Source organism: Candidatus Pelagibacter sp. uisw_091, from assembly GCF_059512525.1.
This window is the reverse complement of record NZ_CM183455.1, coordinates 1163076-1178933: the sequence shown is the minus strand read 5'-3', so window position 1 is coordinate 1178933 and position 15858 is coordinate 1163076. Positions and strand designations below refer to the sequence as shown.

The 15858-nt window shown below is 29.9% G+C and carries 20 protein-coding genes; 15 read left to right on the top strand and 5 right to left on the bottom strand.

Going from position 1 to position 15858, the window contains the following annotated elements:
- Window positions 1–4: 4 nt before the first annotated feature.
- Both AC5YGA_RS06350 and AC5YGA_RS06345 read right to left on the bottom strand, forming a co-directional pair.
- On the bottom strand, window positions 5–517 hold the full coding sequence (locus AC5YGA_RS06350; protein ID WP_415308282.1) for an invasion associated locus B family protein: 513 nt from the start codon (window positions 515–517) through the stop codon (window positions 5–7).
- Entirely contained in the window at window positions 508–1545 is a 1038-nt protein-coding gene (locus AC5YGA_RS06345; RefSeq protein ID WP_415308281.1) for an aldo/keto reductase, read from the bottom strand. Before AC5YGA_RS06345 ends, AC5YGA_RS06350 begins: the two co-directional genes overlap by 10 nt.
- Before the next feature lie 61 nt (window positions 1546–1606).
- Between AC5YGA_RS06345 and AC5YGA_RS06340 the strand changes: the two genes are divergently transcribed.
- Window positions 1607–2368 (top strand): Bax inhibitor-1/YccA family protein, encoded by a 762-nt coding sequence (locus AC5YGA_RS06340; protein ID WP_415308280.1) that lies wholly within the window; start codon window positions 1607–1609, stop codon window positions 2366–2368.
- Here the strand turns inward: AC5YGA_RS06340 and AC5YGA_RS06335 are convergent, their stop codons facing one another.
- From AC5YGA_RS06335 to AC5YGA_RS06325, 3 genes are read right to left on the bottom strand one after another with little or no spacing between them, the layout of a single operon-like run.
- Window positions 2369–2530 (bottom strand): hypothetical protein, encoded by a 162-nt coding sequence (locus AC5YGA_RS06335; RefSeq protein WP_415308279.1) that lies wholly within the window; start codon window positions 2528–2530, stop codon window positions 2369–2371. It lies immediately after the preceding gene.
- A gap of 22 nt (window positions 2531–2552) precedes the next feature.
- Window positions 2553–2897, bottom strand: a complete 345-nt coding sequence (locus AC5YGA_RS06330; RefSeq protein WP_415308278.1) for a DUF2794 domain-containing protein — start codon at window positions 2895–2897, stop codon at window positions 2553–2555.
- On the bottom strand, window positions 2890–3441 hold the full coding sequence (locus AC5YGA_RS06325; protein WP_415308277.1) for a septation protein A: 552 nt from the start codon (window positions 3439–3441) through the stop codon (window positions 2890–2892). Before AC5YGA_RS06325 ends, AC5YGA_RS06330 begins: the two co-directional genes overlap by 8 nt.
- 78 nt (window positions 3442–3519) lie before the next feature.
- On the opposite strand from AC5YGA_RS06325, the gene hspQ reads away from it, so the two are divergent.
- From hspQ to AC5YGA_RS06255, 14 genes are all read left to right on the top strand, one after another.
- Complete coding sequence (gene hspQ / locus AC5YGA_RS06320; RefSeq protein WP_415308276.1) at window positions 3520–3840, top strand: heat shock protein HspQ; 321 nt, start codon at window positions 3520–3522, stop codon at window positions 3838–3840.
- 181 nt (window positions 3841–4021) lie between these two features.
- A complete protein-coding gene (ccmC, locus tag AC5YGA_RS06315; RefSeq protein ID WP_415308275.1) occupies window positions 4022–4732 on the top strand; it encodes a heme ABC transporter permease CcmC in 711 nt (236 codons plus the stop codon).
- Entirely contained in the window at window positions 4729–4956 is a 228-nt protein-coding gene (locus tag AC5YGA_RS06310) for a hypothetical protein (protein ID WP_415308274.1), read from the top strand. Before ccmC ends, AC5YGA_RS06310 begins: the two co-directional genes overlap by 4 nt.
- Window positions 4957–4966: 10 nt before the next feature.
- Complete coding sequence (gene ccmE / locus AC5YGA_RS06305; RefSeq protein WP_415308273.1) at window positions 4967–5386, top strand: cytochrome c maturation protein CcmE; 420 nt, start codon at window positions 4967–4969, stop codon at window positions 5384–5386.
- 1 nt (window position 5387) lies between these two features.
- The gene (locus tag AC5YGA_RS06300; protein WP_415308272.1) at window positions 5388–7265 is read left to right on the top strand and encodes a heme lyase CcmF/NrfE family subunit; all 1878 of its coding nucleotides are present in this window, start codon (window positions 5388–5390) and stop codon (window positions 7263–7265) included.
- Window positions 7262–7783 carry a DsbE family thiol:disulfide interchange protein gene (locus tag AC5YGA_RS06295; RefSeq protein WP_415308271.1) on the top strand — a complete coding sequence of 174 codons (522 nt, stop codon included), beginning with the start codon at window positions 7262–7264 and terminating at the stop codon, window positions 7781–7783. Before AC5YGA_RS06300 ends, AC5YGA_RS06295 begins: the two co-directional genes overlap by 4 nt.
- Complete coding sequence (locus tag AC5YGA_RS06290; protein WP_415308270.1) at window positions 7780–8148, top strand: cytochrome c-type biogenesis protein; 369 nt, start codon at window positions 7780–7782, stop codon at window positions 8146–8148. Before AC5YGA_RS06295 ends, AC5YGA_RS06290 begins: the two co-directional genes overlap by 4 nt.
- A 42-nt stretch (window positions 8149–8190) precedes the next feature.
- The gene (locus AC5YGA_RS06285) at window positions 8191–8697 is read left to right on the top strand and encodes an acyloxyacyl hydrolase (protein WP_415308269.1); all 507 of its coding nucleotides are present in this window, start codon (window positions 8191–8193) and stop codon (window positions 8695–8697) included.
- Window positions 8698–8708: 11 nt separating this feature from the next.
- Window positions 8709–9860: an alpha-hydroxy acid oxidase gene (locus tag AC5YGA_RS06280; RefSeq protein WP_415308268.1), complete on the top strand. Its 1152-nt coding sequence runs from the start codon at window positions 8709–8711 to the stop codon at window positions 9858–9860.
- Window positions 9860–11011 (top strand): alpha-hydroxy acid oxidase, encoded by a 1152-nt coding sequence (locus AC5YGA_RS06275; protein ID WP_415308267.1) that lies wholly within the window; start codon window positions 9860–9862, stop codon window positions 11009–11011. The genes AC5YGA_RS06280 and AC5YGA_RS06275 overlap by 1 nt, the downstream gene beginning before the upstream one ends.
- Window positions 11012–11094: 83 nt before the next feature.
- Window positions 11095–12261: a pyridoxal phosphate-dependent aminotransferase gene (locus AC5YGA_RS06270; RefSeq protein WP_415308266.1), complete on the top strand. Its 1167-nt coding sequence runs from the start codon at window positions 11095–11097 to the stop codon at window positions 12259–12261.
- Window positions 12262–12299: 38 nt separating this feature from the next.
- Entirely contained in the window at window positions 12300–13673 is a 1374-nt protein-coding gene (locus AC5YGA_RS06265; protein WP_415308265.1) for an FAD-binding oxidoreductase, read from the top strand.
- A gap of 1 nt (window position 13674) precedes the next feature.
- Window positions 13675–14628, top strand: a complete 954-nt coding sequence (locus tag AC5YGA_RS06260; protein WP_415308264.1) for a 2-hydroxyacid dehydrogenase — start codon at window positions 13675–13677, stop codon at window positions 14626–14628.
- A 20-nt stretch (window positions 14629–14648) separates the two neighbouring features.
- Entirely contained in the window at window positions 14649–15857 is a 1209-nt protein-coding gene (locus tag AC5YGA_RS06255; RefSeq protein WP_415308263.1) for an MFS transporter, read from the top strand.
- Window position 15858: the final 1 nt, after the last annotated feature.

Genomic DNA, 15858 nt, shown 5'->3' with positions numbered 1-15858 from the left:
TTATCTAGCTACAATTTGCTTTGGTAGCATTGTATGCTTTAGTAAACCCTAACAATGAATAGTGATCAATAGTTCGAGATCCATTTTGAGTATGACCTGCAACCATTATTCTAGATCCTTTTTTCATGGTTTTAATCATTTTTTTCTCTAACTTACTATCTTTGTCTGACATCCAAGCAAAACCATCTTGAATAAGATCAAATTCATACTTATTTTTTCCAGAAGTTACTTTAACCAAATTTTTGTTATTAAACTCATATCCACCAGTAACACTTATTTCATTGGCTATATTTTCCCCTGGTCTAAAGCTAATAAACAACCTTGCCTCTCTTGGATTATTTTTAGGTGCCTGTAAAACTGGTTTGGATTGTGCAAAACAAACTTTACCTGTATCAGAATTTATAACATAGGTTTCCCAGTCTTTATGTGTCCCCATTTTTTTTACTTCTTCAGCAATAGATTGATTAGCGAGCGCAGTTAAGAAAGCTATGATTATAAAATTTTTAATTATGGGCATGGATTAGGATAAATTTTTTGAACCTCATTTATTTCTTTAATTACGTTTTCACTTAAGTTTATATTTACACTTTCTATATTAGTTTTCAACTGCTCCATAGTCGTAGCACCAATGATAACTGACGTTACAAAAGGTTGAATTTCTAAAAATTTTAAAGACATTTGAGCTAAATCTAAGTCATGTTTTTTTGCAACTTCGTAGTATGCTTCTACTGCTTTATTTGAGTTATGTTTATTATATCTGGTCCAAAACTCTCCATCACGTTCAATTCTTGTACCTTTTGGCATTTGATTATTTCTATATTTTCCAGACAGGTAACCACAAGCCAAAGGAGAGTAAGCCAACAAACCAGCTTTTTCTCTGACAGACATTTCTGCAAGACCAATTTCATAAGTTCTATTTAATAGATTATAAGGATTTTGAACTGAGAGCATTCTTGGAAGTTTTTTACTTTCAGATAATTCTAAAAATTTAGATAATCCCCAGGGAGTCTCATTTGATAAACCAACATGTCTTATTTTTCCTTGATCAATAAATTTTTTTAAATTTCCTAAAATATCTTCAAATTGAGTCCACTCATTGGCATCATTATGCTCGTATCCCAATTGACCAAAAAAGTTTGTTTTTCTCTCAGGCCAATGCAGTTGGTATAAATCAATATAATCAGTCTTCAATCTCTTTAAACTTCCATCAAGTGCTTCAGTAATATTTTTTGTTCCAAATTGGTTTCCGCCGCCCCTCACGTATTCTCTCATTGGCCCACAAACTTTAGAAGCCAAGATTACTTTGTCCCTCTTTTTTGTTTTTTCAAACCAGTTTCCAATAATTACTTCTGTATCTCCAAATGTTTCTTGTTTTGGAGGTATGGAATAAATCTCAGCAGTATCCCAAAAGTTTACACCTTGATTTAAGGCATAATCCATTTGTTCAAAACCTTCATTTTGGGTATTTTGTTCGCCCCAAGTCATAGTACCGAGACAAATAGTACTTACTTTTAAATCTGTATTTCCTAGTTTTTTATAATTCATAATAATTTTAACCTTATTAAGACATCTTGAAATAATAGTAAAAGGCTATTATATTAATCTCATGGAATTCAATAAACAGAATATATTAAATAAAGTAAAAGAAGCCCAACAATCAACAGTAGTAATGGATGAGGGCTTAAGAGCCTACATGCTAAAAGTCTACAACTATATGGCTTCAGGTATTTTACTAACAGGACTTATATCTTTAATATTTTTTAAACTATCTGTAGTAACAGATGCTAATGGATCAATCACATCATTAACAAGCTTAGGAAATACAATATTTCTTTCAGGTTTTAAATGGGTGGTAATGCTAGCTCCACTTGGAATAGTTTTTTATATGAGTGCTAGGATTAATAAAATGTCAGCATCAGCTGCTCAAACAACTTTTTGGGTTTTTGCTTCTTTGATGGGGCTATCGTTATCTTCAATATTCTTAGTTTATACTGGAGCGAGTATCACTAGAGTTTTCTTTATTACTTCTATTACTTTTGGTGCAATGAGTATTTATGGTTATACAACCAAAAGAGATCTTACAAAATTAGGTTCATTTTTAATGATGGGCTTAATTGGTATTATTGTTGCATCAGTTGTTAACATGTTCTTGAAATCTTCAATGATGGATTTTGTAATCTCAATTCTAGGTGTTTTAATTTTTGTAGGTCTTACTGCTTATGATACTCAAAAAATTAAAAATATGTATGTCTCAAGTGATACAGGTGAGTTGATGGGTAAAAAAGCTGTAATGGGCGCCTTAACTCTTTACCTAGACTTTATAAATTTATTTATAATGTTATTAAGATTATTTGGACAAAGAAGATAATCAAAACTTTATAGTACTTACTAAATTAAATAGATCAGCTTTAGTTTCCTCACATTTTTCCCAACAGCCAGAAGTAACTACATACTCTTTTTTTTTATATAAAAATATTATTTGTTGAGTGACAACACCCTCCATAAAAGAGCTATCATTTTCTCGATACATGCTCCAATCTGCAAACAAAGGCTTATTTTTTAAGCTTCTTCCAGTTAGTATTTTTAAGTAATACTTCTAGGTCAAAAGAATTTTTTAGTATTTTGCCATTAGTATCAGTAATTAAATACTTTAGATTTTTATTACTAGGCTTAAAGTTTTTACAAATTTTATATAAAGCATTCTCTGCTGCGTTTTTAAAGACACTAAAGCTAACCTGTCTGTTAGAAATATTTAAACCATAGTCCTTCCAAGATCCCTCAGAAACCATTTTTGCGTATAAATCTAAAATGATTTTAAGTTCATTTTTTTCAAAAAATTGTTTTTCTTCTATTTGTTTGTGAGGATTGTTTACGACTAGCTTTAAGTTTCTATTCATCAAGTTTATGTTTATTAATTAATGATATCTGAAATCCCGTAAAAACAAGGGTTATTGGCAGCATTCCCCACACCTTAAAGTTAACCCAAAATTCTTCTGTTTGTGTTCTCCAGACGCATTCATTAAGGATTGCAAGACCAAAGAAAAAAAACATCCATCTTTTATTTAATAATTCCCAACCCATATCAGTTAGGGCAATTGACTTACCCATAATTTTTTTAAGAACAGGCTCATTTGTAAAATATTTTCCAAAATATAAAGCAAGAGCAAATAAAATATTAATAATTGTTGGTTTTACATATATAAAAACTGGATCATTAAAATAAATTGTTAGCCCTCCAAAAAGTGCAATCAAGATACCACTTATTAAAGGCATCATAGGTATTTTTTTTTCAAAAAACCAAACAACCGCTAGTGCAATTAATGTTGCAACTATAAGTGGAGGAATTGCAACCGCTAGGTTCTTATCATTGTTATAATAATAATAAAAAAATATAGCTAAAGGTCCAAAGTCTGTTGCAAATTTAAGAAATGATTTATTCACTTGACAGATATTAACATAATAAAAAAAATATAAATGTTTTTTATTGATTTTTATTTTTAAACCCCCATATTAATAACTATGGCAATTCAAAAAGCAAAATTTTCAATAGGCGACATTGTAAAACATAAACACTTTGAGTTTAGAGGTGTAATTTATGATGTGGATTTCGAATTTAATAATTCTGAAGAATGGTACCAATCCATTCCAAAGAATGTTCGCCCTAGAAAAGACCAACCTTTTTACCATCTGTTAGCAGAAAATGATGAAATTACTTATGAAGCCTACGTTTCAGAGCAAAACCTGCTAATGGACGATTCAGAAGACCCAATTAAACACCCTTTAATTGAAGAGATTTTTTCTGGTAAAAGAGGTTCTAGTTATTTCAAGCTCTCTAATTAATTCTTTTTTCAAACACAATTAACTCAAATCTTCGACATATATAGTTGCTATCTATAAGTATATTCTGATCAAGAGTGTTAAATAACGTTTTTATCATTATTGACTCCCTCTGCATTCTTGATCAGGATGACTTTTCATAATAAAAATTAAATTATCTTTTTTTAATATATATAATTTAAAAATGTTTAAATATTTTGAACCTAATAAGATTTTTGCAATTACTTCTAAAGCGCCAAAATATGTTTTGTTTTTATTTATTATTGTCTTAACAATTGGTTTAACCGAAGCTCTAATACTTTCACCTGAAGATTATAAACAAAGTGATGCAGTAAGAATTATGTACGTTCATGTACCGGCTGCTTGGATATCACTTGGAATATTTTCAAATTTAGCTTTGTTGTCTGTTGGAAGTTTTGTTTTTAAAAATAAAAATTTTGCTTTAATCGCTAAAAGTTTAGCACCCTCAGGATTTATTTTTAATATCATAGCATTAGTTACAGGTTCAATTTGGGGAAAACCAACTTGGGGCACTTGGTGGGCTTGGGATGCGAGAATAACTTCTATGTTAATTCTAGCTTTGTTTTATGGAATGTATTTATTAGCTTGGAGAATTTATGAGGACAAAGAACAAGTAGTAAAAGTCACTTCTATGATTGCAATTTTAGGGGTGGTGAATGTTCCCATCATTAAATTTTCTGTAGATTGGTGGAACACGCTCCATCAACCAGCTTCAATTAATATTTTATCGACTAACACAGCAATTCATCCATCAATGTTAATCCCATTAGGCATTATGACTGCGGCATTTGCCCTTTTTTCATTACTCATTTTTTTGATGAAATATAATACTGAACTGATAAAAGTTAAAAATAAAGGATTAGATAGATTATGATAAACGAAATAATTTCAATGAATGGATATGGTGCTTATGTATGGTCAGCTTTTTCATTCACATTGATTAGTTTTACAGCCTTGTACTTTGTAACTGAATTACAGCTTTTAAAAGAGCAAAAAAGATTCGCTTATAAATTTGGTTCTCTAAATGTTGCGAAAGCTAAAGCTGCAAGATCACAAAATATTAATAGAGAAATATTATCAAATATACCAAATATTTAACTAATAAACCATGTATGGTAAAAAAGTTAAATTACGATTTATATTCTTAGCTTTAATCTTAGCCTCGGTAATTTTAACAGTTTCTTTAGTTTTACAATCATTAAAAGAAAACGTTGTATATTTTAAGTCTCCGTCTGAAATAAAGTCTTTAATAGAATTAAATAAAAAAAAAATAAGAGTGGGTGGGATGGTTAAAGAACAGTCAGTCTTTATGAATTCTGATAAAATTAATTTTATTATTACTGATTTTAAAAATGAGATTAATGTTGTTTATTCAGGAGCAGTTCCTAATTTATTTGCTGAAGGAAAAGGAGTGGTTGCTGAAGGTTTTTTAAAAGATAAAAATTATTTTACAGCTACTAAAATTTTAGCAAAACACGATGAAAATTATATGCCCCCAGAAGTTAAAGAAGCTATAGGAGATAAATAAATTGCTAGCTAATCAGATAGGTTATTATTCTTTAATTTTGGGGTTGTTGCTTTCAGTGTTACTTTGTGGAGTTTCAATTAAAGACTTTAATAAAACTAATAAGCAGATTAACCAAAATATATTATCTCTATCATTTTTACAGTTAGTTTTTGTAATTGTGAGTTTTTTGAGCTTGATTATATCTTTTATAAACTCAGACTTTAGTAATGAGACAGTTTTTAATAATTCTCACACAACTAAACCATTATTCTATAAAATCTCAGGAACTTGGGGAAACCATGAAGGAAGCTTATTATTATGGTTGTTAGTATTAACTTTGTTTATTTTTCTATTTTTAATTAAATCAAGAGAACAGCCTAAAAAATATAGAATTTTAACTTTATTATTTCAGCAAATAATAATTATTGGATTTTTCTTATTTGTATTAATGACATCTAATCCTTTTAATTATTTATTTCCAATTCCCAATGAAGGTCTTGGTCTTAACCCAATTTTACAAGATCCAGCTTTAGCAATTCATCCTCCAATTTTATATTTAGGTTATGTTGGTACCTCTATAATATTTTCATCATCCCTTGCTGCTGTTACGCAAAACTATGTTTCAAAACAATGGGGCCAACATATCAAAAAATGGGTTTTAGTTTCTTGGATTTTTTTAACTATAGGAATTATGCTTGGATCAATTTGGGCATATTATGAACTAGGATGGGGAGGCTTCTGGTTTTGGGATCCAGTTGAAAATGTATCTTTAATGCCATGGCTAACATTAACTGCATTATTACATTGTATTCTAGTCTTAGAAAAAAGAGTAACACTAACATCTTGGGTGGTTATATTATCTATTACAACATTTACTCTAAGTATGTGTGGAACTTTTTTAGTAAGGTCTGGAATATTAAATTCTGTACATACATTTGCTAATGATCCTGCAAGAGGTGTTTTTATATTAATCTTTTTATTTGCTTTAATTGTTTTATCTTTAGGAATATTTTTTATATTTCACAAAGAAAATAACAAAAATTCAAATAATTTTTTTTGGCTTAGTAGAGAAACTTCTATCTTAATAAACAATTGGTTTATGATGTATTTTTTATCTGTTGTTCTAATAGGCACAGTATATCCAATTTTTCTAGACGTAATATCTAGTGAAAAAATATCAGTAGGACCTCCTTTTTATCAAAAATTAATCGTTCCTTTTTTAATACCATTTCTATTATTTATGTCGCTTGGACCGCGACTTAAATGGATTAAATCAAAAATTGAAAATAAGAATTCACTAATTATTACATTTTTAATTTCAGTGCTATTAACCTTTTTTATTATTAAAGATTTAACTAATGAAATACTTTTTTATACAGTCTTAGTTTCTGCTGCTTTTTTTCTATTCTTTACAACTTTAAAAGAACTATTTATTAAAAAATTTAATAATATTTCACAAACCATTTCACACTTTGGTTTTAGTTTATTAATATTAAGTATTTTGTTTAATAATATTTTATCTTCAGAAGTTACAACCAACATAAAAATTGGTGAAAGATATGATTATAATAAAGGTGAAATTTTTTTTAAAAAGATAGAAGAAAGAAAAGAAAGTAATTTTAACTCCATCATTGCCTCTTTTGAAATAAAAGACAAAAATGGTAAAACTATTGAATTAAAACCCGAGATTAGAATTTATAATCAGCCTATAATTATTACTAGTGAAGCAGATATAAGAACAACACTATTAGAGGATAAGTTTTTAGTAATGAACCTTGTAAAAGGTAATGAATATTTTAATATTAGATATCAGGTAAAGTCATTTATGATTTGGATCTGGATTTCAGTTTTATTATTAAGCCTTGGTGGATTAATGAGTTTATTTAAAAGAAAAATATGAATAATAAGTTTATCTTATTTATTATAATTATATTTTTAAGTTCTTGCTTTGTTATCTTTTATAAAGGGTTAAATAACCCAAATAACTATATACCCAAGGTTAGTGAAAAAAAGAAAATTCCAAACTTTAAAGCTCAGGACTTCAATTCAAATAATTATATCAATTCAGATAAAATTTTTGAAGAGAACATTTTCTATATTGTAAATATTTGGGCTTCATGGTGTGTGCCTTGTAGAGTCGAACACCCTTTATTAATGCAATTAAGTAACAATAAATCAATTAAACTAATTGGATTAAATTATAGAGACAATTTTAATAATGCAAAAAAATTTATTAATGAATTTGGCAATCCATATTCTAGAATTTTAATTGATAAAGATGGAACTTTAGGAATTGAATTTGGAGCTTATGGAGTTCCAGAAACTTTTTTAATAGATAAAAATAAAAATGTAATTAAAAAATTTGTTGGTCCAATTAATAAAGAAATTGTGAATGAAATTAAATTAATTATTAAATGAAAATTTTAAAAATACTTATAATCTCATTTTTAGTCATAAATTTTTCTGAATTAAGATCTAATGAAATTAATGATATTTTAAAAAATAAAATCTTAAAAAATATTCGTTGCTTGATCTGCCAAGGTCAATCTGTTTATGACTCAGAATCTGAGTTTGCCTCTAGTATAAAATTAATTGTTGAAAAAAAAATAAAAGAAGGGATAGAGGAAGAACAAATATATGAATATTTGAAAGAGAAGTATGGTGATTGGATAATTTATGATCCAGAATTAAACAAAAAGACCTATATTTTATGGTTATTGCCATTGTTGTTATTTTTGGCTGGAGGTGCAATAATATTTAAAAGATTAAATAATCAAAAATAAAACTATAGTATACTAATTCGAACTGATATTACTTTTTGAAATATGAAAAAAATAACTATTTATTTACTGGCTCTTTTAACTATATTTTCTTCTTCTCTTCTAAGCGCAGAGAAAAATAATAGTGATCATCAGTACAATTATTTTATTGGAAATTTTGATTTTAGTGATCATAAACAAGCAGCTCTACTTTTTGGTTTTCAACATCAAAATGAATCGCTAGAAAGAAATACTTTTATAGGAAAAATTTCTCCTATTACAGGTGGCTTTATTACAGAAAATTCTGCGGCTTATATTTATTCAGGAATTGAATGGAATATTGATATGGGTTCATTAGAGTTTACTCCAAGTTTTACACCTGGTTTGTATCATGAGGGTGATGGAAAAGATTTAGGACATGTTTTAGAATTTAAAACTGAAGTTCAGTTTTCTTATGTAGTATCAGGTGATACCAGCCTTGGAATATCATATAATCATATATCAAATGCAAGCCTAGGAGACAAAAACCCTGGGGCAAATAGTTATATGTTTAATTTTCTTAAAACATTTTAATATAAATAATTATGAATTTAAATGATTGTCACAACTATAGTGACTTTAGAAAATTAGCTAAAAAAAAATTACCCTCACCTATATTTCATTATATTGATGGAGCAGCAGATGACGAAACCACATATCAAAGAAATACAAGTGCATTTGATGATGTTGATTTAGTTCCGAATGTTTTAAGAGGTGTAGAAAATGTTGATTTATCCACTACAATTTTTGGAAAAAAGTTAGACTTGCCTTTTTATCTTGCACCAACAGCTTTACAGAGACTATTCCATTATGATGGAGAAAGAGCTGTTGGAAAAGCAGCTCAAAAATTTAATACAATGTTTGGTGTTTCAGCTCTTGCGACTGTAAGTGTTGAGGAAATAGCTTCTTTAGTTGATACCCCAAAGATGTTTCAGTTTTATTTTCATAAAGATAGAGGTTTAAATGATTCTTGCTTAGAAAGAGCAAAAGCAGCTAAATTTGATGTTATGGCTTTGACAGTGGATACAATAACTGGAGGAAACCGTGAAAGAGATTTAAGAACTGGATTTACATCACCTCCAAAGCTTACACCTTCAAGCCTTTTTAGTTTTGCCACAAAACCAATGTGGGGAATAAACTATTTAACAAAAGGTAAATTTGAATTACCTCATCTGCAAGATTACGTGAAAGAGGGTACGGATACTAATACTTCAATAGGCCAATACTTTTCTACGATGTTAGATCAATCCATGAACTGGAAAGATGCTGAAAAACTTTGTTCTCAATGGGGAGGTCACTTTGCACTTAAGGGTATAATGAGTGTCGAGGATGCAAAGCGGGCAGTAGATATTGGATGTACAGGAATAATGGTTTCAAATCATGGGGGTAGACAATTAGATGGATCTAGAGCGCCTTTTGACCAATTAGCAGAAATTGTTGATGCTGTTGGAGATAAACTTGATGTAATTTGTGAAGGTGGAATTCATAGAGGAACTCATATGTTAAAGGCGCTATCTTTAGGTGCAAAAGCATGTTCAGGAGGAAGATTGTATCTTTATGCTCTAGCTGCTGGAGGACAAGCAGGTGTAGAGAGAGCCATAGAAAAATATAAAACTGAGTTAGTGAGAGATATGAAGTTAATGGGATGTACTAAAATTAGCGACCTAAATAGGGATAACTTAAGATTTAGAAGGTAGTGAGTTTAAAAAACTGTCATAATTTTGATGATTTTAGGAAACTAGCAAAGAAAAAATTACCTTCACCAATATTTCATTATATTGATGGTGGCTCAGATGATGAAACGACTTTAAGAAGAAATACGGAGTCCTTCAATGACTGTGATTTAGTCCCAAATATACTCGCAAGTGTGGGTAAGCCTGATTTATCAATAACACTTTTTGGAAAAAAGATTGAAATGCCAATTTTTTTATCTCCTGCAGCAATGCAAAGACTTTATCACCATGAAGGAGACTTGGCATCAGCAAGGGCAGCAGAAAAGTTTGGAACATTTTACAGTATGTCATCAATGGGAAATAATACGATTGAAGAGGTTTCTGAAATATCGAATGGACCGAAACTATTTCAACTATATGTTCATAAAGATCGCTCAATTTCAGACGATTTAATAGACAGAGCAAAAAATTCTGGATTTGATGCAATGTGTTTAACAGTTGATACTTTAGTTGCAGGTAATAGAGAAAAAGATCATAGAACTGGTTTTACAACACCACCTAAACTTACATTACAAAGTTTGATGAGTTTTGCAATACGTCCTGAATGGGTATTTAATTATTTTACTCATAAAAAATTTGAATTATCAAATGTTAAAAAAAAAACAGACAAAGGAACCAATATTTCAAAGTCAGTTATTGAATACATTAATGAACAGTACGATCCAGCTATGAATTGGAAAGATGCTGAATATTGTGTAAAAAAATGGAACGGACCTTTTGCATTAAAAGGAGTTATGTCAGTGGAAGATGCAAAAAGAGCGATAGATATTGGTTGTACAGCCATAATGATTTCAAATCATGGTGGAAGACAATTGGATGGCTCTAGATCACCATTTGATCAGGTTAAAGCAATTTCAGATGCTGTTGGAGATAAGCTTGAAATTATTTTAGATGGAGGAGTTAGAAGAGGAACGCATGTTTTAAAAGCTTTAGCAGCTGGGGCAACAGCATGCAGTTTTGGAAAAATGTTTTTGTTTTCTTTGGCTGCAGGTGGTCAACAAGGAGTTGAACATTTATTGAAAAACATGCATGATGAAATTAATCGAAATATGGTGTTAATGGGGTGTAAAAATCTAAAAGAATTAAATAGCTCAAAATTGATTTATAGAAAATAATTAAAGCATATATTTTTTATTATTAATAAATATATATAAATAATATAAATTTTTTATCAAAAAATAAAACATAGAATTTAATTATGAAATTAGCAAAAAACTTAGAAAGATTAGGAACAGAGTCAGCGTTCAGTGTATTAGCTGAAGCTAAAGCATTAGAGGCCAAAGGAAATCCAATGATTCATTTAGGGTTAGGTCAGCCTGATTTTAAAACACCAAAGCATGTTGTTGAAGCTGCAAAAAAAGCTTTAGATGACGGTCACCATGGATATGTAATGTCAAATGGTATTCCAGAATGTAGACAAGCTGTAACAAGATGGATTAAAAAACGTTATAGTGTTGATGTAGATTTTGAAAGAATTCTAATTATGCCAGGTGGGAAACCAACAATGAGTTACGCAATTCAATGTTTTGGAGAACCAGGTGCTGAAATAATTCATCCAACTCCTGCTTTTCCAATTTATGAGTCGATGATTAATTATACTGGCTCAACATCTGTACCTTATGATTTAACTGAAGATAAAGATCTTAAATTTAATCCAGAAAAAATTTTATCACTAATCACTGATAAAACTAGATTGTTAATATTAATTAATCCAAATAACCCAACAGGAAGTTTTGTGGAAAAAGCCGATATAGATGTATTGGCTGAAGGTCTTAAAAAATATCCACACGTAACTATATTAAGTGATGAAATTTATAGTAGACAAATTTTTGACAATAAAGAAATGCCTTCATTTTTTAATTATCCTGAGTTAAGAGAAAGGCTAATTGTATTAGAAGGTTGGAGCAAGGCATACTCTATGACAGGATGGAGACTTGGATGGAGTTTTTGGCCTACTGAATTAGTACCACATGTAAATAAACTTTTAATTAATAGCGTATCATGTGTAAATGCAGCAGCACAATTTGCAGGAATTGCAGCATTAGATGGTCCAGACGACTCCATTAATGAAATGATGGTAAAATTTACTGAAAGAAGAAAACTAATTTATGAAGGCTTAAATAGTTTGCCAGGTGTAGAGTGTAGTTTACCTGGTGGGGCTTTTTATGCATTTCCAAAAGTTATAGGAACGGGAATGGATGGTTCAGAATTTTGTAAAAAAGCCATGCATGAAGCGGGAGTAGCAATAGTACCAGGTACAGCTTTTGGTAAAACTTGCCAAGATTATGTAAGATTTAGCTTCGCTGCCTCTCAAGATAATATTTCTCAAGCTTTGGAAAATATTAAGAAAATGCTCTCTAAATAGGCTGTATTTTTTCTGGAATTTTTACTAGTATCAATACAATGAATGAATTAGTCCAAACTGAATTAAAAAAAATCTTTAATGGAAGATTTTCAACCTCTGAGTCCACTAGAGCTAATTATGCAAGAGGAGAGGATACTTATGAGCCAGTATTATCTCAAGCAGTAGTTTTTCCAGAGACTAATGAAGAAGTGTCAAAAATTTTAAAATTATGTAATGATAGTAAAATTCCCGTTGTTCCATTTGGTACTGGAACTTCTCTAGAGGGTAATGTTGTTGGCAACACTAATGGTATAACTATTTCATTGGAAAAGATGAACAAGGTTTTAAACGTAAATGCAGCTGATTTTGATTGTAGAGTACAAGCTAATGTTACCAGAAAACAATTAAATGAATATTTAAGAGAAGATGGAGTATTTTTCCCTATTGATCCAGGGGCTGATGCAGCTATTGGTGGAATGGCATCAACATCTGCATCTGGAACAATGGCAGTAAAGTATGGAACAATGAGAACTGTAATTTCAGGATTAACAGTAGTACTTGCTAATGGAGAAATAATTAAAACAGGCTCAAGAACAAAAAAATCTTCTGCTGGTTATAATTTAACAAATTTATTTATTGGATCAGAGGGTACACTTGGAATAATCACAGAAGTACAAGTAAGACTATCTCCAATTCCAGAAAGTATAATGAGTGCAGTCTGTTATTTTCCAGACTTGGACTCAGCAGTTCAAACAGCTCAAGAGGTAATTCAATATGGAATACCAATTGCTAGAATAGAAATGCTAAATAAAGATCAAATGGAAATAAGTATAAAATATTCAAAATTAGAAAATATAAAGGCATCTCCCACATTATTTTTTGAATTTCATGGGAGTGAAAGTTCAAATAAGGAAGCAATAAAACTAGTTGAAGAATTATCCAAAAATAATGGAGGAGGAGATTTTAAATGGGCCGTGTCCTTAGAGGAAAGAAATAAGTTGTGGCAAGCAAGACATGATGTCTATTGGTCCGTAAAGGCTCTTGGTAATAATATGAAAGTATATTCAACTGATGTTTGTGTACCTATTTCAAATTTAGTTGAGTGTATTTCGTGGGCAGAAAAAGAAGTTAAAAAACATGATCTTATTGCACCTATGGTTGGGCATGTTGGTGATGGAAACTTTCATTCAATAATTTTATTTGACCCAAATGACAAGGAAAAACAAAAAAAAATTAGAAAATATAGTGATGACCTAATAAGTAAGGCACTTGAATTAGAAGGAACAATAACTGGAGAGCACGGAATCGGTTTACAAAAAAAACATTATTTATTGAAAGAACATCCAGATAATATACCTGTTATGAAATCTATAAAGCGTAGTTTAGATGTAAATAATATTATGAATCCTGGTAAGGTATTTGACCTAAATTAATATGAAAAAAATATTAGTCACAAGAAAATTAATAAAGGATAGTGAAGAAAAAGCTTCAAAAATATTTGATGCAAAACTTAATGGTAATGATGAGTTATATTCTCAGTCAAAGCTTATTGAATTAAGTCAAGATCACGATGCTATCCTAACCTCTTTAACTGATAAGATGGATGAAGATACTATAAGTAAACTACCGAATAGTATTAAGGTAATTTCTAATTTTGCAGTTGGTTTTGGAAATATTGATTTAGAAGCGGCTAAAAAAAGAGGAATAGCAGTAACTAATACACCAGAAGTTTTATCGGACGCTACAGCAGAGATTGGGATTTTATTAATTCTTGGAGCATGTAGAAGAGTTCCAGAAGGTATTCAAGCTGCAAAAGAAAGTAACTGGAAATGGTCAGCAGATTATTTGATAGGAAAACAGTTAACAGGTTCAAGACTTGGAATCTTAGGTATGGGAAGAATAGGACAAAAGATTGCAAAAATAGCAAAATCTTTAGGTATGATTATTCATTATCATAACAGATCAAAACTAACTGAAGAAAAAGAAAACGGTGCAATTTATCACGACAGTATCAAAAGTCTTTTTGGAGTTTCGGATGTATTATCTATTTGTTGTCCTGCAACAAAAGAAACAGAAAATTTAATTAATAAAGAAACATTAGAATATTTTCCAACAGGTGCTGTTATAACAAATGTAGCTCGTGGAGATATTGTTGATGATGAAGCTTTAATCGATGCACTAAATAGAAGAAAAATTTATGCAGCAGGTCTTGATGTTTACAAAGGGGAACCAAATTTAAACCCAGGTTATTTAAAAATTAAAAGTGTTTTTATTTTACCTCATCTTGGAAGCGCTACAAAGCACACAAGAATTTCTATGGCTAATCTAGCTATAGACAATATTGATGAGTTTCTTAAAACAGGAAATTGCAAAAATAAAGTAAATTAGTTTCTTTATAATTTTCAATTATGAATAAAGTTATTTTGTCAAAACAAAAAGCGATAACTATATTTTTAGTATTCGCTATAGGGTATTATATTTCTAACTTGTTAAGAGCTATCACTGCAACTATTTCACCCAATCTTGTATCTGAATTTAATTTATCAGCTGGTGATTTAGGACTTTTGGGTGGTGGATATTTTTTAGGATTTGCTTCTGTTCAAATTCCACTTGGCTATCTATTAGACAATAAAGGCCCAAAAAAAATAGTTTCGTACTTTTTATTAGTTGCAATTGTAGGAATAATTTCATTTTCTTTATCACAAAACTTTATTTCTCTTTTAATTTCAAGAATTTTAATTGGAGTAGGTGTTGGAGCATGTTTAATGGGACCGTTAACTGCTTATAGAGTTTGGTTTCAAGACGAGACCCAACAAAGAGCAAATTCGTGGATGCTAATGACTGGCGCAATAGGAATGTTATCCTCTAGTTTGCCAGTACAATTTTTTTTACCAATAATAGGATGGAGATCAATATTTGGAATTTTAGCAATTCTAACTTTTTTTAGTATCGTTTTAATTGTTATTTTTATTCCTAATTGGAATAAAGGAAATACATATGATGAGAAAGGCTCCATAAAAGAAGTATGGCAGAATGAATTTTTTAAAAGTTTAGTGCCAATGGGTTTCTTTAATTATGGTGGTTTATTTGCTATCCAAACTTTATGGGCAGGACCATGGATGGTTAAGGTGTCTGGATACACTCCAGAAGAAAGTGCAAATGGTTTGTTTATTATTTACCTTTCCTTGCTTTTTTCTTTTTTAACTTGGGGGTATTTTGTACCAAGATTTTCTAAAAATGTTTCTGATGCAATAAGGTTATTGAAATTTGGTGCACCATTAAATTTAATAGTATTAGCCTTCATAATTTATCTAGGTCCAAAAGCAGGAGCATTTCATTGGGCATTTTTTGCAGTAAGTTCAGTATTTTTATCACTAAGTCAGCCTGCTGTTGGGATGGCTTTTTCACTTTCAAATGTTGGAAAAGCACTGACTTCGTTTAATTTACTTCTTTTTATTGGGGCATTTGCACTTCAATGGATTATTGGTATCATTATTGATGTCGCAATGAATTTTGGATTTTCAGAAATTTCAGGCTTTAGATTTGCAATGGTATTTTTTTTATTAACTTCTTTATTTTCTTACCTATTTTTCTTAATAAAAAATTTAAAGAATTAAT